Source organism: Mangrovactinospora gilvigrisea, from assembly GCF_001879105.1.
GTDB lineage: Bacteria > Actinomycetota > Actinomycetes > Streptomycetales > Streptomycetaceae > Mangrovactinospora > Mangrovactinospora gilvigrisea.
Map to the genome: position 1 here is coordinate 36,681 of NZ_MLCF01000085.1, position 24,030 is coordinate 60,710.

Below are 24,030 nucleotides of genomic sequence, written 5' to 3' on the forward strand. Positions count from 1 at the left end.
ATGGTGGCGCCTGAAAGAGAAAAGCACGGCGGTGCCGCTTCCGAGGGGGTTTTACCCAAATGCGCTCCCTGTCCATGCGTGCGGGCCGGGAGCAGTAGGGCGGGTGCGGCAATCGAACGGGGGGCCAGGGTCCTTCGAAAGGGGGAAAGATGGCTGATATCAGGACATCTCTGTGAATAATCGTCAGCGTGCCCGTCGCAGATCCCGCCCGCGCCGCCGCCCCCGGCCCGGCGCGGCCCGACCGCCGGCCGACCGGCGGACCCGCCCCCGTCCTCGGAAGGGCCGCGCGGCTGCGCGACCGCCTCCGCGCCGAACTCCTGGTCGCCGCACCCGCGCTGACCACCTATCTGGCGCTGCGGTTCTTCGGCATCGCCGTCCTCGCCGCCTGGGCCCACCTCAAGGGCGCCCCCGCCGCCGGCCAACTGCTCGGCGGCGACTGGGACTCGGTCTGGTACCGCGGCATCGCCGCGCACGGCTACGCCCACGCCATCCCGCCGCCCGACCACCACGGCCGGCGCGACTGCAACCTCGCCTTCTTTCCGCTGCTGCCGCTCGGCATGAAGCTGCTGACCGGGCTCACCGGTCTGCCGCTCGGTGTCTCCGGGGTGGTCCTGGCGATGCTCGGCGGACTCGTCGCCGCCTGGGCGCTCTACCTGATCGGCCGCCTGCTGCACGGCCCGCGAACCGGTCTGGTGCTGGTGGTGCTCTGGGCCTCGCTGCCGATGGCGGTGGTGGAGAACATGGCGTACACCGAGGCGCCGTTCACCGCGCTGGCCGCCTGGTCGCTCTACGCCGTGCTGCGCGGCCGCCGGCTCACCGCCGGGGCGCTGTCGCTGCTCGCCGGGCTGACGCGGCCGACCGGCGCGGCCATCGCCGCCGCCGTGGTCGTCGCGGCCGGAACGGCGCTGGTCCGGGAGCGGGGACGGGACCGCGGACGGCCGCGGGGGCAGGGCCCGGACGGGGAGCGGCCGGGGTCGAACGGCCGCCGCGCGGCCCGCACCTGGCGGATCGTCGCCGCGGCCGCCCTCGCCCCGCTCGGCTGGCTCGGCTACCTCGCCTGGGTGGGCGTCAGGCTCGGCTCGCCGGGCGGGTACTTCGCCGTCCAGCGGGCCTACGGCTCCACCTGGGACGGCGGCCGGGGCGCGCTGCACGCCGCCAAGATGGTGCTGATCACCTCGAAGCCGCTGATGTACTACGTGGTGACGCTGGTGCTGGTGGCCGCCGCCGCGCTCTTCGTGGTCTGCGTGCTGCGCCGCCAGCCGCTGCCGCTGCTCGTCTACAGCGGGGTGCTGCTGCTGATCACCTACGGCGGTGCCGGGTTCTACACGTCCAAGGCCCGCTTCCTGATCCCGGCGTTCCCGCTGCTGCTGCCGGTGGCGCGGGCGCTGGCCCGCATGCGGACGAGCACCGCCGCGGCGATGCTCGTCCCCCTGGTGCTGGGCTCCGCCTGGTTCGGCGGGCACCTCGTGCTGGTGTGGCCCTACGCGCCCTGAGGCGCGTCGCCCTCGGCGTCGTCGCCGCCCTTGCCGCCCTCGCCCTCCGAGGCCTGCTGCTCCAGGCCGAGGCGCTCGGCGATCCAGCCGTCGAACCGGATGGAGGCGTCCATCCAGCTGGCCAGGTTGGAGACGAAGAAGTCGAGGTTGACCTGGTTGACGGTGACCAGCTGGTACTCCGTCGCCAGGAAGACCTTCCCGTCCTCGCGGGTGTGCGTGTACGCCTTGGGCCAGAGGGTGTCGCGGTTCCACTGGTCCAGCGCGTCCAGCACCGTGGGGCGCTCCTCGATCGGGAACTCCCGGTCGTAGTAGGTGCGCAGCATGAACAGCTCGCCCTGCTCGCCCCGGAACATGTAGACGACGCGGAAGCCCTCGTAGGGGGCGACGAGGTCGCCGTCCTCGTCGACGCCGTACTTCAGCTCCAGCTGGTCGAGCAGCTGCTTGATGAGGTCCTGGTCGGGCCGCACCATCTGGATCTCGGTCTCGGGCCCCCCGTCGTTCGGGGACGGCTCAGCCCCGAAGTTCGGCAGGCCCGCCGGGTCAATGCTCACCGTGTGTCCTCTCCCTTGGTTCGAGGAACATCCTGCCGCATATCCGCGGGCATGCGAACGCCGCCCGCCGACACGGGGGAGGTCGGCGGGCGGCGGGGTTCGGGGGCGGGGTAGGCCCCCGGAGCGAGGCGCCCCCATGGAGGGGATTGAGGGGGTGGAGGCGCCCCGCGCTCCAGTGGTCCGCACCGTCGACCGCCGGAGCGCTCGGGGCGTCCGACCGTCTCGGTGCGGTCGGCACATTAAGGGGGATGCCGCGGGGGCTTGTCCACTCATGGACGAAACCCGGGCAAAACCGGTGGCCGTGCCGTTCCCCGATCGGCACGAAGCCCTCGGATCAACGCCCGGCGGCGAGTAGGCTCGCCAGAATGGAGCACCAGGTGATCGTGCCGTTCCCGGTGCGGCGGGTGTGGTCCGCGCTGCTGGACGCGGACCGGCTGGCCCGCTGCGTCCCGGGCTACCTTCCGGATGCCGACGCGGCGGACGCCGCCGAGCCCGCCGGTTCCGTGCCCTCGACGGCGCCCGCGCACCGCGCCGGCGCCCCGGCCGAGCTGCGCGGACGGCTGCGGCTGCGGATCGGCGGCACCTCGATCACCTACCGCGGCGCGCTCCGGGTCAGCCCCGAGCGGGGCGGCGCCGGCGACGTCGAGGAGGAGACGCTGGCCGTCGTCGGCGAGGCCACCGAGGCCCGCGGGGACGGCTCCGCGAAGCTGACGCTCCAGGTCAGGCTCGCCCCGGCGGAGGACGCCGGCTGGGCGACGGGCGTCACCGTGCTCGGCTCGGTGAAGGCGCGCGGCCGGCTGGCGGAGAACGGGCGGGAGGCGCTGGCGGCCGCGGGCCACCGGCTGCTGGACCGTTTCGTCCGGGCGCTGGTCGAGGATCTGGCCGAGGAGGAGTCCGAGGCGGAGCGGGCCCGCGGCGACGCGGGCACCGGCTCCGGGGGCGGCGCCGGCGAGGGCGTCCCGGACGGGCAGATGGCCGACGAGCTGGAGGGCTTCGCGGACGCGCTGGACGAGGAGGGGCCGCCGTTCATCGAGGTCCCGGACAGCCCGGCGGGCCTGGAGGCGGAGTTCGGGTTCTCGCCGTTCGACGAGGGCGAGGACGACGAGGACGCGTCGCTGGAGGACGCGGACGAGGTGGGGGGCGTGGACGGGGTGGACGGTCTGGACGGGGTGGACGGCGAGGGGCTGGGCGTCCCGGAGGACGACGACCTCGATCTGCCGTTCCCGTCCGAGGAGTTCTTCCGCACCGGCGAGGCGGACGCGCGCGGCGCGGAGTTCGGGCACGACTCCTCCGGCGCCCCGGGGGTCGGGGACAGCTGGGGCGGGCCGGCGCGGCGACGCACGATGGTGGGGCGGAGCGCGGAGGAGGTCGACCACGCACCCCCGCGGGGGCGCTACGCGCCGGTTCCGGTGCCGGTTCCGCTGGCGCCCCGGCGGGACTGGCGGTTGGTCGCGGGCGCGGCGGTGGCCGCGGGGGCGGCGGGCGTGCTGGTGTACAAGCTCATCCGGGCCCGGCGTCCGTAGGGGTCGCCGCGGCGGTCCGGCGCGGTTGGTGCGGTCGCCGCAGGTGGGTGACGGGTCGTAGGGTGAGGCGCATGACGTCGAATCCTGCGCCGTCGGGGGCGCCTGTCACCTTCACCGCAGGTGACGCCGTGCTGACGGTCCTTCCCGGGGACGGCTGCCGCATCGGCGGCCTCACCGTCGGAGGCGTTGACATCGTCCGCACCACCGGCCGCAGCCTCCACCAGTACGGCGCGTTCCCGATGGTCCCCTGGGTGGGACGGGTCCGCGACGGCGTCTTCCGCAGCGGCGGCGACACCTACCAGCTGCCCCGCACCAGCGGCCCCAACGCCATCCACGGCACCGCCACCGACCACCCGTGGTACCGCACCGGCCCCACCTCCTTCGGCATGCGCCTCACCGACCCGTGGCCCTTCCCCGGCGTCGTCAGCCAGGAGTTCGAGCTCAGCGAGGAGGCGCTGCGCGTCAACCTGATGCTGGAGGCCACCGGCGAGTCCTTCCCCGCCCAGCTCGGCTGGCACCCCTGGTTCCTGAGGCAGCTTCACCGCCCGGACGGCACCCCGATCGGCGAGCCCGCCCGGCTCGACTTCAGCCCCGAGTTCCAGTGGGAGCGCGGCGAGGACCACCTGCCCACCGGCAAGCGGATCGCGCCGCTCCCCGGCCCCTGGGACGACTGCTTCGGGATGCCCGGCGGCGTGGACGCGCTGCTCACCTGGCCCGGCGCGCTGAAGCTGCGGATCACCAGCCCGGAGTGCGACTCCGTCGTCGTCTACGACGAGCAGGAGGACGCCCTCGCCGTCGAGCCGCAGACCGGCCCGCCGAACGGCATCAACACTGAGCCGCGCACCGTCACCCCGGTGGATCCGCTGGAGGCGACGATGACCTGGGCGTGGACGTCCCTTTCCTAGCCCCCGCGCGCTCTCGCGTAGTCTCGTCAGCCATGAGCACTTCACCCCGGGACGCGCTGCTTGCGCAGATCACCAGCAAGGCCGTGGTGCACGGCAAGGTCACCCTCTCGTCGGGCATCGAGGCCGACTACTACGTCGACCTGCGCCGCATCACCCTGGACGGGGAGGCCGCCCCGCTGGTCGGCGAGGTCATGCTGGACCTCACCGCCGACCTGGACTACGACGCCGTCGGCGGCCTGACGCTGGGCGCCGACCCGGTGGCCGCCGCGATGCTGCACGCCGCCGCCCGGCGCGGCCGCGCCCTGGACGCCTTCGTCGTCCGCAAGGCCGGCAAGGCGCACGGCCTGCAGCGCCGCATCGAGGGCCCGGACGTCGCCGGCCGGCGGGTGCTGGCCGTCGAGGACACCTCCACCACCGGCGGCTCGGTGCTCACCGCCGTGGAGGCGCTGCGCGAGGCCGGCGCCGAGGTGGTCGGCGTCGCGGTGATCGTCGAGCGCGGCGCCGCGCCCGCGATCGAGAAGGCCGGACTGCCCTACTACCAGGCGTACTCGGCCGCGGACCTCGGTCTGGGCTGACGGCCGGGCGGCCGCGGGCCCCGTACCTCTCGGGGCCTCGGCCGGATAGGCGGGGATTCGGCCGTCTGGGAGAATGCACCCGAAGCAGACCCCCGCTCTGCTCCCTACACCTCCATCGCCGCACAGAGGAGCGAGTCGCAATGCCCATCGCAACCCCCGAGGTCTACGCCGAGATGCTGGACCGGGCGAAGGCCGGCAAGTTCGCCTACCCGGCGATCAACGTGACGTCCTCCCAGACGCTCAATGCCGTGCTGCGGGGCTTCCAGGAGGCCGAGAGCGACGGCATCATCCAGATCTCCACCGGCGGCGCCGAGTACGCGTCCGGCCAGGGCGTGAAGGACATGGTCACCGGTGCGGTGGCGCTCGCCGAGTTCGCCCACGTGGTGGCCGCGAAGTACGACGTCACCGTCGCGCTGCACACCGACCACTGCCCGAAGCCGAAGCTGGACGCCTACGTCCGCCCGCTGCTGAAGATCTCTCAGGAGCGCGTCTCCAAGGGGCAGAACCCGCTGTTCCAGTCCCACATGTGGGACGGCTCCGCCGAGACGCTCGCCGACAATCTGGCGATCGCCCAGGAGCTGCTCGCCGAGGCCGTCAAGGCGCACATCATCCTGGAGATGGAGATCACGCCGACCGGCGGCGAGGAGGACGGCGTCTCCCACGACATCAACGACTCGCTCTACACCACGGTCGACGACGCGATGCGCACCGCCGAGGCGGTCGGCCTGGGCGACAAGGGCCGCTACCTGCTGGCCGCGTCCTTCGGCAATGTGCACGGCGTCTACAAGCCGGGCAACGTGGTGCTCCGCCCCGAGCTGCTCAAGGAGCTCCAGCAGGCGGTCGGCGCGAAGTACGGCAAGGCCAACCCGTTCGACTTCGTCTTCCACGGCGGCTCCGGCTCGACGATCGACGAGATCCGCACCGCGCTGGACAACGGCGTGGTGAAGATGAACCTCGACACGGACACCCAGTACGCCTTCACCCGCCCCGTCGCCGGGCACATGTTCGAGAACTACGACGGCGTGCTGAAGGTCGACGGCGAGGTCGGCAACAAGAAGGCCTACGACCCGCGGGTGTGGGGCAAGAAGGCCGAGGAGAACATGTCCAGCCGCGTCGTGCGGGCCTGCGAGGACCTGCGCTCGGCGGGCACCCGGCAGAAGTAGGAGCCGCGGCGGCCGGCACGGCCGAGGTGATGCCGCTTCGGGGCGACGCGCCCCGGGGCGGCATCATGGTCTCCATGACTGCGCACCAGAACCTGCTCGGCGAGCCCGCGCCGACCCTGCTTCCCGACAACCCCGCCCCGCGCGAGGCGCTCGCCTCCGGCGCGGACCCCTCGCGGGTGGCGGCCGACCACCCCGCGGACTCGCTGCCCTGGGCCGTGCTGGCCGAGCTGGCGCTCGACGACGGCGAGCCCTCCCGGGACGTGGCGGCGTACGCGTACGCGCGGACCGGCTACCACCGCGGGCTGGACGCGCTGCGGCGGAACGGCTGGAAGGGGCACGGGCCGGTGCCGTGGAGCCACGAGCAGAACCGCGGCTTCCTGCGCGCGCTGGGCGCGCTGGCGCGCGCCTCGGCGGCGATCGGCGACGCCGAGGAGGCCGACCGCTGCAGCGGGTTCCTGCGGGACAGCTCCGCGGAGGCGTACGACGAGCTGCTCGGCAAGGCGTAGCGCCGGGGTCAGCCGAACGCCGGGTAGAGGGGGAGCAGGCGCAGGGGGCGCCAGGCGCGGCGGGCGGCGGACGCCAGGGACTTCGCCCAGGGGCCGAGCGGGGCCAGCTCGGGCTGCGCGGAGGCGGCGTCCGCCAGCTCCGTCAGCCGCAGCAGGACGCGCTCGCGCCGGGAGGGCAGCTCGAAGTCGTAGTCGTCCATGGGATGGTGGGCGGCGCCGCGTTCGGCGTCGAGGGCGGTCGGAAGGTCCCAGGAGAGCGCCAGCAGCGCCCAGAACGCCCGGCAGGCGCGGTAGTGCGCGTCGAAGTCCGGGGTGGCGCGGCCGGCCGCGTGCAACCGCGCGCGGTAGCGGTTGACCAGCCCGGCGCCGAGGGACGCCGGCAGCCGCCTGACGCACCAGCAGCTGGGCATGGTGGTGCCCAGGTAGGCGAGGTCGAGCAGGGCGTGGCGGGCGGCGGCGCCCTCGGCGTCGAAGAACCGGACGGTGCCGTCCTCGGCCACCACGTTGTTGTCCGGGCACATGTCGCCGAGGCTGAACGCCCGGTACGGGCCGGGGTCGCGGACGGCGCGCTCGTCGATCCGGGCGACGGCGGACTGGTCCGGGGCGGCCGCCGCCTCGTCGGTGCCGAGCAGGGCGGCCGCGGCGCGCGCCAGGTCGCCGGCCGGGCCGTCGGCGAGCGTGACCGTCAGAGGCTCCACCGGGTCGCTCCAGTCGCCGATCCGGTCGAAGGTGGCCAGGTGGAGGTCGGCGAGGGCGTCGGTGTAGCCGGCGAGGGCGCGCTCGGCGCCGGCGCGGTCCGCGGAGAGCAGGACGTGCGCCAGGTTGCGGGTCGGGCCGAAGTCCTCGATGAGCGCGAGGCCGAGCGCCGCGTCCGAGGCGAGCAGGCGGGCGACCGGCGCCCGCCCGTCGAGGAAGGCGAGCGCGGCGGTCTCGCGGCGGAACCAGTCCGCGCGCTCCGCGGAGGGCGCGGACTCCCCGGGCCGGAACGCGCACTTGAGGATCGCCGACCGCCCGTCCTCCAGCGCCAGCCGCGCCACCAGCGCCCGTCCGGTCGGCGTCGACAGCGCGGTGGCGTCCGCGACGGCGCTGCCGAGGAGCTCGCCGGCGCGCTGCAGTGTGCGAGTGGGGATCACCCCGCGAACGGTAGCCGCTGCCGGTGGGGCCGCGCGCCGGGATCCGGTCTACCGGTCCGCCTCCTCCGCCTGTTCGCGCAGCCGGTAGCGCTGCAGCTTGCCCGTGGAGGAGCGGGGGAGGGCGGGGACGAACTCCAGGCGCCGGGGGTACTTGTAGGGGGCGATGGACTGCTTGACGAACTCCTGGAGCTCCTTGCGCAGCAGGTCCGCCGAGGCGGCGTCGCCGAGCCGCTCGGCGCGGGCCACGACGTAGGCGGCGACGACCCGTCCGCGCAGCGGGTCGGGCGCGCCGACGACGCCGCAGTCCAGGACGTCCGGGTGACCGAGCAGGACCTGCTCGACCTCGGGGCCGGCGATGTTGTAGCCCGCCGAGATGATCATGTCGTCGCTGCGGGCCCGGTAGTGGAAGTAGCCGTCCCGGTCGCGGACATAGGTGTCCCCGGTGACGTTCCAGCCGCCGCGGACGTACTCCCGCTGCCGCGGGTCCCGCAGATAGCGGCAGCCGGTCGGGCCGATGACGGCGAGCCGCCCGGGGGTGCCGTCCGGCGCGCGGCGCCCCTCCTCGTCGAGCACCGCCGCCGTGTACCCCGGCACCGCGCGGCCGGTGGTGCCCGGCCGGATGTCGCCGTCGCCGGCCGAGACGAAGATGTGCAGCATCTCGGTGGCCCCGATGCCGTCGATGATCCGCACCCCGGTGGCCTCGTGGAAGGCGTGCCAGACCGCCGCCGGCAGCGGCTCCCCCGCCGAGACCGCGCGGCGCAGCGTGGCCAGCCGCTCGCTGCGGCCCTCGGCGAGCATCGCCCGGTAGCCGGTGGGGGCGGTGAACAGCACGGTCGCCCCCGACTCGGCTATCGCGTCAGCCAGTTCGTCCGGGGAGCCGCGCTCCAGCAGCAGCACCGACGCCCCGACCCGCATCGGGAAGACCACCAGGCCGCCGAGGCCGAAGGTGAACCCGATCGGCGGGCTGCCGATGAACAGGTCGTCGCCGCGCGGCCGCAGCACATGGCGGGCGAAGGTGTCGGCGTTGGCCAGCACATCGCGGTGGAAGTGCATGGTGATCTTCGGACGCCCGGTGGTGCCGGACGTCGGCGCCAGCAGCGCGACATCGTCGGCGGCCGTCTGCACCGGGTGGAACGGCAGGTCGTAGCGGGCCCGGCGGGCGCAGCGGGACGTCAGGTCGCCGGGGTCGTCCGCGCCGAAGGTGACGACCCGGGTGCCGCTGCCCTCCGCCGCCCGGATCATCGGCGCGGCCAGCCGGGCGTCGCAGAGCGCGACGGACGGCGCCGTGCGGTCGATCAGCTCGGTCAGCTCGGGCTCGCGCAGCAGCGGCATGGTGGTGACGGCGACGCAGCCGGCCCGCAGCACGGCGAGCCAGCAGGCGACCGTCCAGGGCGAGTTGGGGCCGCGCAGCAGGACCCGGTTGCCGGGCACCAGGTGCAGCTCGTCGACGAGGACATGGGCGATGCGGTCGGTGCGGCGGCGCAGCTCCCCGTACGTCCAGGGGCGCCGTCCGGGCGCGCGCAGGCAGACCCGGGAGGGGCCGTAGCGCGCGATGGCGCCGTCCAGCAGCTCGGCCGCGCAGTTCAGCCGTGCGGGGTAGCGCAGCTCGGGCAGCGGAAAGGTGAAGGTCGGCCACTGCTCCTGGAGCGGGAGGCTGTCCCGGCAGAACGTGTCGACATGGGCGGACGTGGACAGGATCATGGCCGCGCCTCTCTCGGATCTCTCGGAGCCGATGTCGGGGCTCGGAGCCGGGTCGCTCGCGGGGTCAGGGGTGGCGACCCGTGCGGTTTCGGTCAGTATGCTCCGAGGATGACCGCAGTCAAGACGGCGACATATCCGGAATCCGCGGGCCTGATACGGCCGTTGACACCGCGTCGGCTGCTGCTCACGATCTGCGGGCTCTACGCCCGCGATGCGGGGGGCAGCCTTCCGGTGGCGGGGCTGGTGGCGCTGTGCGGGGACGCGGGCGTCGACGAGCAGGCGGTGCGCTCGGCGGTCTCCCGGCTGAAGCGGGCGGGCCTGCTGGAACCCGTCCGGACGGCGGGCGGCGCGGCCGGCTACGCGCTGTCGGGCGAGGCGCGGGAGGTGCTCGGCGAGGGGGACCGGCGGATCTTCGCGCCGCGGCGCTCGGCGGTGGCGGACGGCTGGGTGCTGGCGGTCTTCTCCGTCCCCGAGCGGGAGCGGCGGCGCCGCCACGAACTGCGGGCGCTGCTGGGCCGGCTGGGCTTCGGGACGGTGGCGCCGGGGGTGTGGGTGGCGCCGGCCGGGCTGCGCGAGGAGGCGGCCGCGGCGCTGCGGCGGCGCGGGCTGGACGGCTATGTGGAGCTGTTCCGGGCGCAGGGGCCGCTGACGGGGGAGGGCGGCGACCCGGCGGAGGCGGTCGGCCGCTGGTGGGACCTGGCGGCGGTGCGCGCGGCGTACCAGGCGTTCCTGGCCGAGTTCCCGGCGGCGCCGGGCCGCGTGGCGGACGGCGCGGCGGCCTTCGTCCGCTACGCCCGCCTGGTGACGGCGTGGCGCCGGCTGCCGTACCTGGACCCGGGGATCCCGGTGGAGCTGCTCCCGGCGGGCTTCCCCGCCGAACACGCGGCGGCCCGCTTCCGCGCGCTGCGGCAGGCGTGGGAGGCGGCGGCCCGGACGCACGCGATGGCGGCGCTCCTCCAGGGGCGCGGCGACCGGGGCGAGTGAGCAGGGGCGTGTGAGGCTGGGCGAGTGAGCCAGAGGGGCCCGAAGCATCCTATGGATCATCGCACCAGGGAAAGCCTTCCCCGAGAACGCCCGATAAGCGAGGATGCTCGCACTGGTATACGTCCGACCTTCCTTGGGGGCCCGCCCATGCCGACCCAACTTCCCGTCGCTGCCGGCGAATCCGCCGACGACCGCGCCGCCGCCGCGGCGACGCTCCGGCCGAGCCCCGCGCAACTCGCCTGGCAGGCACGCGAGGTGACGGTCTTCACCCACCTCGGCATGAACACCCTCACCGACCGCGAGTGGGGCTCCGGCTGCGAGGACCCGGCCACCTTCGCCCCGCCCGTCCTCGACGTCGAGCAGTGGATGGACGTCCACCGCAGCATGGGCGCCGCCCAGGCCATGCTCACCGCCAAGCACCACGACGGCTTCTGCCTCTGGCCGTCCCGGTACACCGACCACACCATCGCCCGCAGCGGCGCCCCGGCCGGCGCCGACCTGGTCCGCGCCTACACCGACACCGCCCGCGCGGCCGGCCTGCGCGCCGGCGTCTACCTCTCCCCCGCCGACGGCGCCGAGCTGCCGCACGCCTGGCACGCCGCGCACAGCGCCGCGCTGCAGGCCCGCGTCGCGGGCGGCGAGGGCCCCCGGCACAGCGGCGAGGAGTCCACCCTCGCGGACGCCGGACGCGCCCCGGGCGGCCGCGGCCGGTACGGCAACGGCAGCGCCAAGCGCACCGTCACCCTCCCCACCCTCGTCGAGGGCGACGACCGCGCCGAGCGGGTGGCGAGCGGCGAACTGCCGTCCTTCACCTTCGAGCTGGACGACTACAACGCCTTCTACCTCAACCAGGTCTACGAGATCCTCACCCAGTACGGGCCGTTCGACGAGTTCTGGCTGGACGGCGCGAACCCCTGGCGCGAGCACGGCATCGAGCAGCCCTACGACTTCACCGCCTGGTTCACCGTCATCCGCGCGCTCGCCCCGGACGCGGTGATCTTCGGCGGTCCGGACGGCGTGCGCTGGGTCGGCAACGAGGACGGCATCGCCCGGGAGACCGAGTGGAGCACCGTGCCGGCCACCGACCGCCCGGACGCCTTCCACGGCGAGTGGCTGCTGCCCGACTACGCCGACCGGGCCGACCTCGCCTCCCGCGAGAAGCTCGCCGATCCGCGGGTGAGCTGGCTGCGCTGGTTCCCCGCCGAGTCGGACGTCTCCATCCGGCCGGGCTGGTTCCACCACCCGTCCGAGAAGCCCAAGTCGGCCGCCGAGCTGCTGGACCTCTACGAGAAGTCGGTGGGCCGCAACTCGCTGCTGCTGCTCAACGTCCCGCCCGCGGCGGACGGCCGGATCGCCGAGGAGGACGCCGCGGAGTGCGCGGCGTTCGGCGCGCTGCGGACCCGCGTCTACGGCACGGACCTGGGCGCGGAGGGGCAGTGGGACAGCGCCGAGCTGCGGCTGCCGGAGGCCGTCGCCTTCGACCGGGTGCGGCTCGCGGAGGACCTGGCGGAGGGCCAGCGGGTGGAGTCCTGCGTGGTGGAGGCGCGGAGCGGGGACGACGCCCCGTGGACGGAGGTCGCGTCGGCCACCACCGTCGGCCACGCCCGCATCCTGCCGCTGGCCGAGCCGGTGACGGCGGACCGCCTCCGGGTGCGCGTCACCGCGACCCGCGCGGAACCGGTGATGCTGCGGCCGACGCTGCACCGCCGTCTCGGCTGAGGCCGCTCGGCGGCTGCCGGCCCGGTGGCGCACGCTCGCGCCGCTCCCCGCGCCCCTGCCCCGCAGGGGCGTTCAGCGCACCGCCGCGCCCTGGAGCTCGACCTTCGCGGCCGGGTCCCACAGGCGGGCCACCTCGACCACCGCCATCGCCGGGTACGCCCGGCCGCACCGGTCGCGCCACACCTTGCCGATCTCGGCGGCGTGCGCGCGGTACTCGGCGATGGAGGTGAGGTAGACCGTCAGGCTGGTCAGCGCGTCCGGCTCGGCGCCGGCCGCGCGCAGCGCGACCAGCAGGTTGTCCAGCGCGCGGGCGAACTGCTCGACGATGCCCGCGCCGACGATCACGCCGCGGGCGTCCGTCCCCGTCTGGCCGGCGACGAAGACCGGGCACGCCCCGGGCGTCCCGGAGGCGACCACCGCGTGCGAGAAGCCGACCGCCGGGGCCAGTTCCTCCGGGTTGATGCGGTTGATGTCCACGTGGTCCTCATTCCCGCCGAGCGGAGCGGTCACGCGCGGGACCTTGCCAACATCCTGACGCGGAGTCAACATCGGCGTCATGCCCGGCATCGTTCCAGAGGACTTCACCGACATCCGCTACAGCGTCGAGGACGACACCTACGCCCTCGTCACCATCGATCGCCCGGAGCGCATGAACGCCTTCCGCGGGCGCACCGTCGACGAGCTGATCTCGGCGTTCAAGCACGCCTGGGCCGACCGCCGGGTGGCCGCGGTGGTCCTCACCGGCGCCGGCGAGCGGGCGTTCTGCGCCGGCGGCGACGTCAAGGAGCGCGCCGAGACCGGCAGCTACGGCCCCACCGAGTGGGGCACCTTCGAGGTGGAGCGGCTGCACCGGATCATCCGCGACATCCCCAAGCCGGTGGTGGCCGCGGTCAACGGGGCGGCGATCGGCGGCGGGCACGTCCTCCATGTGCTCTGCGACCTGACGCTCGCCTCGACCAACGCCGTCTTCGGCCAGAACGGCCCCCGGGTGGGCTCGTTCGACGCCGGCTTCGGGACGGCCTACCTGGCGCGCATCGTCGGGGAGAAGCGCGCCCGGCAGATCTGGTTCCTGCTGGACCGCTACGACGCGGCCGCCGCCGAGCGCTGGGGCCTGGTCAACCAGGTGGTGGCGCCGGAGGAGCTGCTGGCCACCGCGGCGGACTGGTGCCACCGGATGGCCGACCTCTCGCCGACCGCGCTGCGCTTCCTCAAGCACTCCTTCAACGCCGACAGCGACCACCTCTCCGGGCTCTCCCATGTGGCCTTCGACGGGCTGGAGGTCTTCGTCGAGACCGAGGAGTCGCAGGAGGGCGCCCGCGCCTTCGCCGAGAAGCGGCCGCCGGACTTCCGCAAGTACCGCTGAGCCCGCCGGGGGCGCCGGGGAACCGCCGCGGGTGGCTGCCGGGAGATGTCAGTGATGCGGAGGACGATGGGGGCATGGCCGTTGACTGGAACCACGAGCTGATCGAGCAGTTCGACTTCATCTGGAACCTGGCGCACGCCCCCGCGCTGGAGGAGCTCACCGACGAGGAGTACCTCTGGGAGCCCGTCCCCGGGTGCTGGAGCATCCGCCCGACGGGGATCGAGTTCCAGTGGCCCGCGCCCGAGCCCGCGCCGGTGACGACGATCGCGTGGCGGCTCTCGCACGTCGCGGTGGGCGTCTTCGGCATCCGCGCGTCCAACCACTTCGGGGACGGTTCGCTCACCGAGGAGAGCGCGGAGCGCCCGCTGACGGCGAAGGAGGGCGTCGCCTACCTCAAGGAGCAGTACGGGCGGTGGCGTTCGGGCGTGGAGTCGCTGGACGAGGAGGGCCTGGCCCGCCCGGTCGGGCCCGCGGAGGGGCCGTACGCGGAGTCGCCGATGGCCACCCTGGTGCTGCACCTCAACCGGGAGGCGATCCACCACCTCTCCGAGGTGTCGCTGATGCGGGACCTCTACCGCGCGTCCGGGGGCGCGCGGCTGGGCTGACGCACCGTCACCAGATGTGCGGCGCCCGGGTCTCCTGGACACGCTGACGCGATCGTGCCACGGTAGGGGCATCGGCAGACTTTCGAACATATGCGCGATCCAGGGGGTCCCATGCCGGACGCAGCGACACCGCCGTCCTCGCCGCACATGCGGCGGCGCCTCAGCCCCGAGGCGGCCGCCTTCTACGCCTCCCACAGCGCCTGCTCCGATCCCGGCGACCGGGCGCCGCTCTTCGCGGCGCTGCCCGCGGAGCCGCGGCAACTGGCGCTGATCGTCCGCGGGTTGGTCATCCACCGGGGGGAGGGCGCGATGTTCGACCACGCCATCGACGAGCGCCGCCTCCACCACGACGCCGAGACCCGCTACGCCGACGCGATCCTCGCGCTGCTCGCCGACCGCGACCCCGCGCCGCTCGCCGCCGAGCGCACCCCCTCCGAGCGGTTCGTCGGCACCTGCCGCGACTTCACGGTGCTCTTCTGCGCGTTCCTGCGGCACGCCGGCGTCCCGGCCCGGGCGCGGGTCGGCTTCGCCGACTACTTCTCCCCGGACGGCTTCGGCGCCGACCACTGGGTCGCCGAGTACTGGACGGCCGACCGCGGTTGGCGCCTCGGCGACGCCCAGGCGATCCAGGGCTGGCAGATCGACTTCGACGCGATGGACGTCCCGCGCGACCGCTTCCGGGTGGCCGGCGACGTCTGGCGCGCGTACCGCGCGGGCGAGGTGGATCCGAACCGGTTCGGAGTCGACCTGGGCCCGGACGCGCGCATCACCGGCCCGCTGGAGATCGCGGTCGACGTGGTGAAGGACCTCGCGGCGCTCAACAAGGTCGAGGCGCTGCCCTGGGACGGCTGGGGCGCGACCGAGCTGCCGCTCGGCGCGGCGGTCGAGGGCGACCTCGCCGCCGTCCTCGACCGCGCCGCCGCGGCCTGCGCGGACGACGCCCCCCTGGACCCGGCCCGCCGCCTCTTCGTCAACACCCCCGCCCTCCGCACTCCCCCCGTGATCACCTCCCACACCGCCTTCCTCGGCAACCGCGAGGTGGCCCTCAGGAGCTAGCCGAGACGCGCCCCGCCAGGTACGCGAGGCTCAATCGATATGCGGCTCCGCCGCGTGGGCGCGAGTGACCACGACAGACCGCGAGCCGAGCGCGGACAACGACCACATCAGGGGCGCGAGGAACTGCGCGAGTGACCACGACAGACCGCGAGCCGAGCGTGGACAAGAACCGCATCAGGGGCGCGAGGCTCAATCGATATGCGGCTCCGCCGCGTGGGCGCGCGTGACCCAATCGGACCGTGACGTCAGAACAGAGCAGAACCCCGGCGGCGACTCAGCCGCCCACGCACAGCAGCCGGTCCGCCACCTCCGCCAGCCGCCCCTCGGAGAGCTCCGCGTAGACGGCCAGCTCCGCGACCGAGCTGAACCGCCCGCCCAACCGCTCCCGCGCCGCCACCACCGCGGCCGCCTCCGCGGCCGTCAGCTCGGCCCGCCGCACCAGCATGTCCGCGTCCGCGTGGTTCACATCGACGAGCCCGCCGTCGTCGTACGCCGGCGACCCCCGCCCGATCCGCAGCTCCCGCGCCAGCGCGGGCCTCCGCAGCGCCAGCCGCCGCGCCCGCCGCCGCCGCCGCAGCCGCGCCCGCGCCTCCGCCACCGCCTCGCGGTTCCGGTCCTCCACCGACACCGGCCTCGACCCCGCCGCCGTCCCCGGCACCGCCGCGCCCCCGCGGACCCGCGCCGGCGCCGGCGCCTCCCAGGTCTCCCGGAACGTCAGGAACGTGTGGACGGACCCCACCACCGTCGAGACGAAGAGCAGCAGCGAGCCCATCGCCAGCGCGTCGCTCTCCTCCGGCGCCAGCGCGATGGTGAACCAGGAGAGCAGCGTCGTCATCAGATAGCCCGCGAACGCGCCCGTCCCGCGCCGCTCGCCCAGCGCGCAGGCCCGCCGCAGGAACGGCACCGGCGTCGCCAGCCCGAAGCTGACGACCGGCACCAGCGACCACGCCGCCCGGGAGAGCTCGAACTGCGCCCCGCGCGCCTTCACCACCGTCCCCGCACGCACCGTGTCCACCGCCTCCGCGCCCCCGTCGGCCCCGCCGGCGCCCCGCCGCGCCTCGCGCCGGCGCGCCTGCTCCTCCGCCAACTCGGCCTGCAGCGCTATCCCGTCGCCGCGCCCGGTCACCAGCCGCCATGCGGACGGCACCGGCACCGGGGCCTGCAGTGCGGGATCCCCGGACCATCGGCCCTTCGCTCCGCCCTTCGCCTTGCGCGGGGCCCCGGGCATCGCGGGCTGGTGCCCGCCGGTGCTCCCTCCGCCGCGGCTGGGCCGCGAGGGACGCCTGACGGGATAGCGGGAACGCGACACGATCCATCCTCCGTGCGGAAGCAGGCATGCCTGGCAATGCCCAGTCTCCCCGGACCGGCCCGCGCCCAACCACCCCAATGACGAACCCCGTTCTTCTCCCCGTTCCCCAACCCACCGCATATAGCGGCCTGTTGACGACCGTTCCGGCGCCGCCATACGCTCGACAGCGTGGACGCACCGCGCGGACCCGCCCCTCGGAGCCGGTCCGGGCGCCGCCGCACCGCCGCACCCCGGGTGGCGGTCGTCGGCGGCGGGCCCGGAGGGCTCTATCTCGCCGCCCTGCTCCGCCGCCCCGGGCCCACCCCCCGTCCCGCCGTCACCGTCCAGGAGCGCAACCCGCCGGAGCGCACCTTCGGCTTCGGGGTGGTCTTCTCCGACGAGACGCTGGACGGCATCGCCGCCGCCGACCCCGCCGTGCACACCGAGCTGAGCCGCCGCTTCGTCCGCTGGGACGCCATCGACATCCACCACCGCGGCCGGGTCCTCACCTCGCACGGCCACGGCTTCGCCGCCCTGGGCCGCCATCAGCTGCTCGGGCTGCTGCAGCGCCGCGCCGCCGACCTCGGCGCCGAGCTGCGCTTCCGCAGCGAGGTCCGCCCGGACGGCCTCGGCGCGCTCGCCGCCGGCCACGACCTGCTGGTCGCCGCGGACGGCGTCGGCTCCGCGGTGCGCGCCGAGCACGCCGCGGCGCTGCGCCCCGAGGTGGCGCGGGGCCGCTGCGTCTACCTCTGGCTCGGCGCCGAACTCGCGCTGGACGCCTTCGAGTTCCACATCCTGCGCACCCCGCACGGCATCGTCCAGGTGCACGCCTACCCCTACCGCCGCGCGCCCCGCCCCGCCGCCACCCTGGTGGTGGAGATGCGCGAGGACGTGCACCGCCGCATCCTCGCCGGCCTCGACGCCGACAAGTCCCGCGCCGTGCTGGGCGAACTGCTCGCCCCGGTGCTGCGCGGGGCCCGGGTGGAGGGCGACACCGACCGCTGGGCCGCCTTCGGCACCGTCCGCTGCGCCGCCTGGAGCGACGGCGGGACGGTGCTGCTCGGGGACGCCGCGCACACCGCGCACTTCTCCATCGGCTCCGGCACCAAGCTGGCCCTGGAGGACGCCGCGGCCCTCGCCGACCGGCTGCGGGCACCCGGCCAGGACTGGTCCCCGGGCTCCCTCGCCGAGGCGCTGCGCGACTACGAGGCGGAGCGCCGCCCGGTGGTGGAGTCCACCCAGCGCGCCGCCCGGGCCAGCCAGGAGTGGTTCGAGGACCTCCCGCTCTACGTCCACCAGCCGCCGCTGCGCTTCGCCTTCAACCTGCTGTGCCGCAGCCGCCGGATCACCCATGCCAACCTGCGGCTGCGCGACCCGCGCTTCACCGCCCGCGTCGAGGCCGCGCACGCCCGCGGCTGCGCGGACGGCATCGGCGCGGACGTCCCGCCGATGTTCCGCCCCTTCCGGCTGGCCGGGCTGGAGCTGAAGAACCGGGTGCTGGTCTCGGCCATGGACATGTACTCGGCCGCCGACGGCCTGCCCGGCGACTTCCACCTCGCCCATCTGGGCGCCCGGGCGCTCGGCGGGGCGGGCCTGGTGATGACGGAGATGGTGTGCGTCTCCCCGTCCGGCCGCATCACGCCGGGCTGCGCGGGCCTCTGGAACGACGCGCAGGAGGCCGCCTGGGCGCGGATCGCCGACCTCGTCCACAGCGCCTCCACGGCCCGTCTGGGCCTCCAGCTGGGCCACTCCGGGCGGAAGGGCTCCACCCGGCTGATGTGGGAGGGCATGGACGAGCCGCTGCCGAACCCGGCGGAGAACTGGCGGCTGGTGGCGCCCAGCGCGCTGCCCTACCGGCCGGGTTCGAGCCGGCTGCCGCACGCCGCGACGCGCGCCGAACTGGCCGCGATCCGGCGCGAGTTCGCGGCGGCCGCGGCGCGCGCCGCGCGGGCCGGCGTCGACCTGCTGGAGCTGCACTGCGCGCACGGCTATCTGCTCTCCTCGTTCCTCTCGCCGCTCACCAACCGCCGCTCGGACGTCTACGGCGAGCGGTTGCGGTACCCGCTGGAGGTGCTGGCGGCGGTGCGGGAGGCGTGGGACGGGCCGCTGTCGGTGCGCATCTCGGCGACGGACTGGCACCCGGGCGGCAACGGCTCCGACGAGGGCGTCGAGCTGGCCGCGGCGTTCGCCGCGGCGGGCGCGGACGCCATCAGCGTCTCCACCGGGCAGGTGGTCTCCGACGAGGCGCCGGCCTTCGGCCGCAGCTACCAGGCGCCGTTCGCGGACCGGATCCGCAACACCGCCGCGCGGGAGCGGGGCACGGCGGTGATCACCGCCGGGAACATCTCCTCCTGGGACGACGTCAACTCGCTCCTGCTCGCGGGCCGCGCGGACCTGGTCGCGCTGGGGCGGCCGCACCTGTGGGACCCGCACTGGACGCTGCACGCGGCGGCCGAGCAGGGCTACGCGGGCCCGGGCGCGGAGTGGCCGGCCCCCTACCGCGCGGGCAGCCGCCCCCCGCGCACGGGACGGACGGGCAAGGCGAACTGACCCCCGGGCCACCGCCTGCCCGCCGTCTCGCGCCGGCTAGGGCCGCTTGGCGCTCAGGGGGCTTTCCGGGCGCAGGTCGCCTTGGCCGTCGAGGTCGTTCAACACTGCGGGCAGGCCCTTGGTGAGCATCGTGGTGCGGACGATGCCAAGGATCTTGGCCATGAAGAAGCCTCCGGCGCCGGTGAAGCCGGTGTGGTCGTAGCTGAAGCGAGTTCCGCTGCCGTGCGGTTCGAGCCGGTAGGCGACCTGGGTCACCTCGCCACCGCTCTCGTCCTGCCACGAGTACCGCAGCAGCGAAGGCTCGCGGACCTCCAGCACCTCGCACACCACGACGCCGCTCCAGCCGGGCCTGGGCTTCGCGACGAACGTGAACGTGGTGCCGACCGTGGTGGCGAAGCCCTCGGGCCGGGCGCCGGCGCCGGTGGCCGTCCACAACGGGATCAGCTCCGGATCGGTGACCGCTCGCCAGACCTTCCGCGGTGGGTGCGGGTAGTCGCGGACGATGTGGATGGCGCTAATGGAGAACTCCTTTCGCCTGCGGGCGGCAAGCCCGACACAAAAGTTCAGTCACTAGAAAGTTACAGTAACAGAAAAGATTCGGGCGGCTGGACTATGCTTCGGTGATGACCATGCGCACCGTGGACTGGACGGCCCTGCGGCCGCGCGACGAGGAACCCGCCGGCGAGGGACTGCGGGAGCGCAAGAAGCGGCTTCTCCGACGGCAGCTGTCCGACACGGCCACCGAGATGTTCATGGAACGCGGCTTCGACGCCGTGCGGGTCGCCGAGATCGCGGCAGCGTGCGGAGTGTCGGAGAAGACGGTGTTCAACTACTTCCCGACCAAGGAGTCCCTCGTCCTCGACATGGGCGAGGCGACGTCGAACTCGCTGCGGACCGCCCTGGCCGATCCGGACCTGTCGCCGGTCGACGCGGCGTTGAAGATCCTTTCCACCGAGCTGGCCGACATCACGTCATGGCTGAGCGCTCAGAACGACCCGACCGAGGCCAAGGCCACGCTCCTGCGCTTCGGCATGCTGATCAGATCCACCCCGTCCCTGCGTGCCTACCAGCGCGACACGGCCGACCAGCAGGTCGCCGTGGCCGCCGAGGCCCTGGCCCGGCGCACCGGGACGAGGCCGGACGACCCCGAACCGCAGATCGCCGCGACTGCCCTGCTCGCGTTGTGGCCAATCCAGTTCCGGGCGCTCCGCACGCATCTGAACCGCACCGGGACCTTCGAGGAGCTGCACGACGCGGTCAGCGCCGACGTCCGACGCGCAGCGCACCTCATCGAGACCGGGCTCAACTCCCTCGCCCCCCGCCGGCGCGGGTAGCGAACCGCTGCGGCGGCCCCCGTGCGGCGGCCCGCACCGCCCGAACTGCGCGTCCGGCATATCAGGGCGAACCTGTCCTTATGGCCAGACATCACAGCATCAGCGCGGAAGAGCAGCAGGCGCAGGCGCAAGCCCAGGCCAAGGGCGCCGGGGCCGAGGCCCGGCCGCGGCGGCGCGGCATCACCGTCCTCGGGGTGGACGTCACCGCCATCCGGGTGATCGCCCTGCTGGTGGCCGTCGCCGTCATCGCCTTCATCGTCGGCAACACCCACCGGGTCTCGGTCAACTTCTTCACCATCCACGTCAGCATGCCGCAGTGGCTCGCGCTCCTGCTGACCTGCGCGGCCGGCGTCCTGATCGGCGTCATCGCGGCCGGCGGCCGGGGCCGCGCCAAGGGCACGCCGCAGCAGTGAGCCCCGGCACCCCCCAAGGGGGGTGCCGGGGCCCGGGCTACGACGCCGCGCGGAGCGTCAGCCGCGCGGCGTCCTGCGCTGCGGCGCGCGGCCGGTCGGCTGCGCGGGCGCCTGCCGCGGCGGGCAGGGCGGCACGGGGCGCGTCACCGGCTTGTCCGCCGTGATGGTGATGATCTCGCCGTGGTGCGCCGTCTTCACCGGGTCGCCGCTGATCAGGCGGTAGGACGCCTCCTCGGGCGTCAGCTGCACCTCGAAGCGGCTGCCCTGGAAGCACATGTGGAAGGTGAGCCGGCGCAGCTGCCGCGGCAGCCGCGGCGCGAACGTCAGCCGGCCGTCGTGGTCCCGCATCCCGCCGAACCCGGCGACGATCGCCATCCAGGTGCCGGCGAGGGCGCCCAGGTGGAGGCCGTTGCGCACGTTGTCGTGCAGGTCGTGAAGGTCCGTCAGGGCCGTCTCGCCCAGGTAGTCGTAGGCGAGGTCGAGGTGCCCGACCTCCGCGCACATCACCGCCTGGGTGCACGCCGACAGGGAGGAGTCCCGCACGGTGCGGGCCTCGTAGTAGTCGACGTTGCGCAGCTTGGCCTCGTCGGAGAAGGCGTCGCCGCGCATGTGCATGGCGAGCACCAGGTCGGCCTGCTTGATCGCCTGCTTGCGGTACAGGTCGAAGTACGGGTAGTTGAGCAGCAGCGGGTAGTGCTCCGGCGGGGTGTCCTTGAACGGCCACTCCGCGTGCTCGGTGAACCGCTCGGCCTGCGGGTGGACGCCCAGCACCTCGTCGTAGGGGATGACGATCTTGTCTGCGGCCTCGCGCCACGCCGCCGTCTCCGCCGAGGTGACGCCCAGCCGCTCGGCGACCTCCGGCTGGCGCTCGGCCGCCGCGGCCGCCTCGCGGAGGTTCTTCTGGGCCATCAGGTTGGTGTAGACGTTGTTGTCCACCACCGCGGTGTACTCGTCCGGACCGGTGACGCCGTCGATGCGGAAGCCGCCGTGCGGGTCGTGGTGGCCCAGCGAGGCCCACAGCCGGGCCGTCTCGACGAGCAGTTCGGCGCCCGCGTCCCGGTCGAAGTCGTGGTCGTGGGTGGCCGCGTAGTAGCGGGCCACCGCGTCCGCGATGTCGGCGTTGAGGTGGAATGCGGCGGTGCCGGCCGGCCAGTACGCCGAGCACTCCGAGCCGTTGATGGACCGCCAGGGGAACACCGCCCCGCGCAGGCAGAGCACCTCGGCGCGGTGGCGCGCCTTGTCGAGCGTGGAGTGCCGCCACAGCAGGGCGTCGCGGGCCGCGTCCGGGGTGGTGTAGGTGAGGACGGGGAGCACGAAGGACTCGGTCTCCCAGAAGGCGTGCCCGTCGTAGCCGGGGCCGGTGAGGCCCTTCGCCGGGATGGCCCGGGACTCGCCGCGGGCGCCCGCCTGCAGGGTGTGGAAGATCGCGAACCGCACCGCCTGCTGGAGGTCGGGGTCGCCGTCCACCTCGATGTCGGCGGTCTCCCAGAAGTCCTCCAGGTAGCCGCGCTGCTCGACCAGCAGGCCCTCGAAGCCGGTCTGCAGGGCGCCGGCCAGCGCCGCGTCCACCTGGGCGCGCAGCGCGGGCACCGAGCGCTGCCCGGACCAGCCGTAGGCGATGTACTTGGTGAGCCGCAGCCGGCCGTTCTCCGGCAGGTCGACGGCGGCGGTGAGGCGGGCCAGGTCCTCCTCGACATGGGTCTCGGTGTGCAGCCCGTCCGCCACCTCCAGCTCGTGGTCGACGCCGGCGGCGATGCGCAGCCCGGAGCGCCGGGTGTGGTGGCAGAGCACCGCCCGGAAGCCCTCCATGGTGGCGAAGTCCCCGACCAGCGGGTTGCGCAGCGCGGCGGCCACCCGGGGGTCGGTGGTGTCGGACTCCACGGGCTCGTTGGCCAGCAGGTCGGACTGGAGCACCACCTGGATGGGCCCGTCCAGCGCCTCGACCTCGTAGCGGATCGCGGCGATGGCCCGCTGGGTGAAGGAGACCAGCCGCTCGGTGGTGATCTGGATGCGCCGGCCGGTCGGCGTCTCCCACACCGTGCGGCGGCTGAGCGTGCCCTTCTTGAAGTCGAGCCAGCGCTCGTGCTCGACGGCGTTGCCGTACCGCAGGTCGAGCGGCTCGTCGCCGACCAGCAGGCGGATGATCTTGCCGTCGGTGACGTTGACGACGGTCTGCCCCGCCTCGGGGTAGCCGTATCCGCCCTCGGCGTAGGGGAGGGCGTGCTCCTCGTAGAAGCCGTTCAAATACGAGCCGGGGAGGCCGCACGGCTCCCCCTCCTCCAGCGAACCCCGCAGCCCGATGTGGCCGTTGGAGAGCGCGAAGGTGGACTCGGTGCGCTGCAGCGCGTCCAGGTCGAGGTTCTTCCAGCGAAGCTCCCAGGGGGAGACCTCGTAGCCGTAGCCCCGGTTGGTGTCGATCATCAGGCGGTTTCTCCGAGCAGATCGGCCAAGTCGTCGACGACGACGTCGGCACCATGGACAAGCAATTCCCCGGCCTGGTCGGCCCGGTTGACGCCGATCACGCGGCCGAAGCCGCCGTCCCGGCCGGCCTGGACGCCGGCCAGGGCGTCCTCGTAGACGGCCGCCGACTTCGGCTCCACGCCGAGCGCGGTGGCGCCGGCGAGGAAGGAGTCGGGGGCCGGCTTGCCGTGCAGACCGTCCCGCGCGATGACCGTCCCGTCCACCAGGGCCTGCACGTACGGGGTGAGCCCGGCGGCTTCGAGGACCATGGTGGCGTTGGCGGAGGAGGTGACGACGGCGATGTCCAGGCCGGCGTCGCGCACCGCGTTGAGGTAGGCGACGGAGCCGGGGTAGGGCTGCACGCCGCGGGTTCCGATGATGTGGTGCACCACTTCGTTCTTGCGGTTGCCCACGCCGTTGACGGTGTCCTGCTCGGGACCGTCGTCGGGCGCGCCCTCGGGGAGGTCGATGTGCCGCGACGCGAGGAACGTGCGGACACCGTCGGCCCTGGGTCTGCCGTCTACGTAGGCCGCGTAGTCGCGGTCGGTGAACTCCGCGAACGGGGCGCCGCCTTGGGCGGCGCGCTCACGGAGGAAGGCGTCGAACGTCTCCTTCCACGCCTCGCGATGGAGGACCGCGGTGGAGGTGAGGACGCCGTCGAGATCGAAGAGGCAGGCGGTGATTCCGCCGGGCAGGCCGAGCATGGGG

The 24,030-nt window shown here is 74.2% G+C and carries 22 protein-coding genes; 14 read left to right on the forward strand and 8 right to left on the reverse strand.

What is annotated here, in order from left to right; translation table 11 throughout:
- The first annotated feature begins 188 nt into the window (after positions 1-188).
- The gene (locus BIV57_RS15875; protein ID WP_071657469.1) at positions 189-1,493 is read left to right on the forward strand and encodes a glycosyltransferase 87 family protein; all 1,305 of its coding nucleotides are present in this window, start codon (positions 189-191) and stop codon (positions 1,491-1,493) included.
- On the opposite strand, the gene BIV57_RS15880 is transcribed toward BIV57_RS15875, so the two are convergent.
- Positions 1,481-2,044, reverse strand: coding sequence for a type III secretion system chaperone family protein (locus tag BIV57_RS15880; RefSeq protein WP_071657470.1), 564 nt, complete (start codon positions 2,042-2,044; stop codon positions 1,481-1,483). The two genes, BIV57_RS15875 and BIV57_RS15880, sit on opposite strands and share 13 nt — an antisense overlap.
- Positions 2,045-2,409: 365 nt before the next feature.
- Between BIV57_RS15880 and BIV57_RS15885 the strand changes: the two genes are divergently transcribed.
- The 5 genes from BIV57_RS15885 (at position 2,410) to BIV57_RS15905 (ending at position 6,716) form a co-directional block, all read left to right on the forward strand.
- The gene (locus BIV57_RS15885) at positions 2,410-3,567 is read left to right on the forward strand and encodes an SRPBCC family protein (RefSeq protein ID WP_071657471.1); all 1,158 of its coding nucleotides are present in this window, start codon (positions 2,410-2,412) and stop codon (positions 3,565-3,567) included.
- 71 nt (positions 3,568-3,638) lie between these two features.
- A complete protein-coding gene (locus BIV57_RS15890; RefSeq protein WP_071657472.1) occupies positions 3,639-4,472 on the forward strand; it encodes an aldose epimerase family protein in 834 nt (277 codons plus the stop codon).
- A gap of 32 nt (positions 4,473-4,504) precedes the next feature.
- A complete protein-coding gene (gene pyrE / locus BIV57_RS15895; protein ID WP_071657473.1) occupies positions 4,505-5,047 on the forward strand; it encodes an orotate phosphoribosyltransferase in 543 nt (180 codons plus the stop codon).
- A gap of 140 nt (positions 5,048-5,187) precedes the next feature.
- Positions 5,188-6,210, forward strand: a complete 1,023-nt coding sequence (gene fbaA / locus BIV57_RS15900) for a class II fructose-bisphosphate aldolase (protein ID WP_071657474.1) — start codon at positions 5,188-5,190, stop codon at positions 6,208-6,210.
- Between the two features lie 74 nt (positions 6,211-6,284).
- The gene (locus BIV57_RS15905; RefSeq protein ID WP_071657498.1) at positions 6,285-6,716 is read left to right on the forward strand and encodes a DUF3151 domain-containing protein; all 432 of its coding nucleotides are present in this window, start codon (positions 6,285-6,287) and stop codon (positions 6,714-6,716) included.
- A gap of 8 nt (positions 6,717-6,724) precedes the next feature.
- On the opposite strand, the gene BIV57_RS15910 is transcribed toward BIV57_RS15905, so the two are convergent.
- Both BIV57_RS15910 and BIV57_RS15915 read right to left on the reverse strand, forming a co-directional pair.
- On the reverse strand, positions 6,725-7,849 hold the full coding sequence (locus BIV57_RS15910) for a hypothetical protein (protein WP_071657475.1): 1,125 nt from the start codon (positions 7,847-7,849) through the stop codon (positions 6,725-6,727).
- Positions 7,850-7,897: 48 nt separating this feature from the next.
- Positions 7,898-9,550 (reverse strand): AMP-binding protein, encoded by a 1,653-nt coding sequence (locus tag BIV57_RS15915; protein ID WP_071657476.1) that lies wholly within the window; start codon positions 9,548-9,550, stop codon positions 7,898-7,900.
- 108 nt (positions 9,551-9,658) lie between these two features.
- On the opposite strand from BIV57_RS15915, the gene BIV57_RS15920 reads away from it, so the two are divergent.
- Both BIV57_RS15920 and BIV57_RS15925 read left to right on the forward strand, forming a co-directional pair.
- Positions 9,659-10,534, forward strand: coding sequence for a PaaX family transcriptional regulator (locus BIV57_RS15920; protein ID WP_079170369.1), 876 nt, complete (start codon positions 9,659-9,661; stop codon positions 10,532-10,534).
- Positions 10,535-10,681: 147 nt separating this feature from the next.
- Positions 10,682-12,253: an alpha-L-fucosidase gene (locus tag BIV57_RS15925; protein WP_071657478.1), complete on the forward strand. Its 1,572-nt coding sequence runs from the start codon at positions 10,682-10,684 to the stop codon at positions 12,251-12,253.
- A 72-nt stretch (positions 12,254-12,325) separates the two neighbouring features.
- On the opposite strand, the gene BIV57_RS15930 is transcribed toward BIV57_RS15925, so the two are convergent.
- The gene (locus tag BIV57_RS15930) at positions 12,326-12,730 is read right to left on the reverse strand and encodes a RidA family protein (RefSeq protein ID WP_071657499.1); all 405 of its coding nucleotides are present in this window, start codon (positions 12,728-12,730) and stop codon (positions 12,326-12,328) included.
- 79 nt (positions 12,731-12,809) lie between these two features.
- On the opposite strand from BIV57_RS15930, the gene BIV57_RS15935 reads away from it, so the two are divergent.
- The 3 genes from BIV57_RS15935 (at position 12,810) to BIV57_RS15945 (ending at position 15,277) form a co-directional block, all read left to right on the forward strand.
- Positions 12,810-13,616 carry an enoyl-CoA hydratase-related protein gene (locus BIV57_RS15935; protein ID WP_071657479.1) on the forward strand — a complete coding sequence of 269 codons (807 nt, stop codon included), beginning with the start codon at positions 12,810-12,812 and terminating at the stop codon, positions 13,614-13,616.
- Positions 13,617-13,690: 74 nt separating this feature from the next.
- Positions 13,691-14,221, forward strand: a complete 531-nt coding sequence (locus tag BIV57_RS15940; protein ID WP_071657480.1) for a DinB family protein — start codon at positions 13,691-13,693, stop codon at positions 14,219-14,221.
- A 111-nt stretch (positions 14,222-14,332) separates the two neighbouring features.
- Positions 14,333-15,277 (forward strand): transglutaminase-like domain-containing protein, encoded by a 945-nt coding sequence (locus tag BIV57_RS15945; protein ID WP_245797717.1) that lies wholly within the window; start codon positions 14,333-14,335, stop codon positions 15,275-15,277.
- Positions 15,278-15,551: 274 nt separating this feature from the next.
- On the opposite strand, the gene BIV57_RS24630 is transcribed toward BIV57_RS15945, so the two are convergent.
- Positions 15,552-16,505 carry a helix-hairpin-helix domain-containing protein gene (locus BIV57_RS24630; protein ID WP_071657482.1) on the reverse strand — a complete coding sequence of 318 codons (954 nt, stop codon included), beginning with the start codon at positions 16,503-16,505 and terminating at the stop codon, positions 15,552-15,554.
- A gap of 249 nt (positions 16,506-16,754) precedes the next feature.
- Between BIV57_RS24630 and BIV57_RS15955 the strand changes: the two genes are divergently transcribed.
- Positions 16,755-19,115: an oxidoreductase gene (locus BIV57_RS15955; protein ID WP_079170371.1), complete on the forward strand. Its 2,361-nt coding sequence runs from the start codon at positions 16,755-16,757 to the stop codon at positions 19,113-19,115.
- Positions 19,116-19,151: 36 nt separating this feature from the next.
- Here BIV57_RS15955 and BIV57_RS15960 read toward each other — a convergent pair whose 3' ends face one another.
- Positions 19,152-19,682 carry an SRPBCC family protein gene (locus BIV57_RS15960; RefSeq protein ID WP_336446560.1) on the reverse strand — a complete coding sequence of 177 codons (531 nt, stop codon included), beginning with the start codon at positions 19,680-19,682 and terminating at the stop codon, positions 19,152-19,154.
- 56 nt (positions 19,683-19,738) lie between these two features.
- Between BIV57_RS15960 and BIV57_RS15965 the strand changes: the two genes are divergently transcribed.
- Both BIV57_RS15965 and BIV57_RS15970 read left to right on the forward strand, forming a co-directional pair.
- Positions 19,739-20,449, forward strand: a complete 711-nt coding sequence (locus BIV57_RS15965) for a TetR family transcriptional regulator (protein WP_245797721.1) — start codon at positions 19,739-19,741, stop codon at positions 20,447-20,449.
- An 80-nt stretch (positions 20,450-20,529) separates the two neighbouring features.
- The gene (locus BIV57_RS15970) at positions 20,530-20,862 is read left to right on the forward strand and encodes a lipopolysaccharide assembly protein LapA domain-containing protein (RefSeq protein ID WP_071657485.1); all 333 of its coding nucleotides are present in this window, start codon (positions 20,530-20,532) and stop codon (positions 20,860-20,862) included.
- A gap of 57 nt (positions 20,863-20,919) precedes the next feature.
- Here the strand turns inward: BIV57_RS15970 and BIV57_RS15975 are convergent, their stop codons facing one another.
- Positions 20,920-23,283, reverse strand: a complete 2,364-nt coding sequence (locus tag BIV57_RS15975) for a glycoside hydrolase family 65 protein (protein ID WP_071657486.1) — start codon at positions 23,281-23,283, stop codon at positions 20,920-20,922.
- A complete protein-coding gene (locus BIV57_RS15980) occupies positions 23,283-24,026 on the reverse strand; it encodes an HAD family hydrolase (protein ID WP_071657487.1) in 744 nt (247 codons plus the stop codon). The genes BIV57_RS15975 and BIV57_RS15980 overlap by 1 nt, the downstream gene beginning before the upstream one ends.
- Positions 24,027-24,030 lie beyond the last annotated feature (4 nt).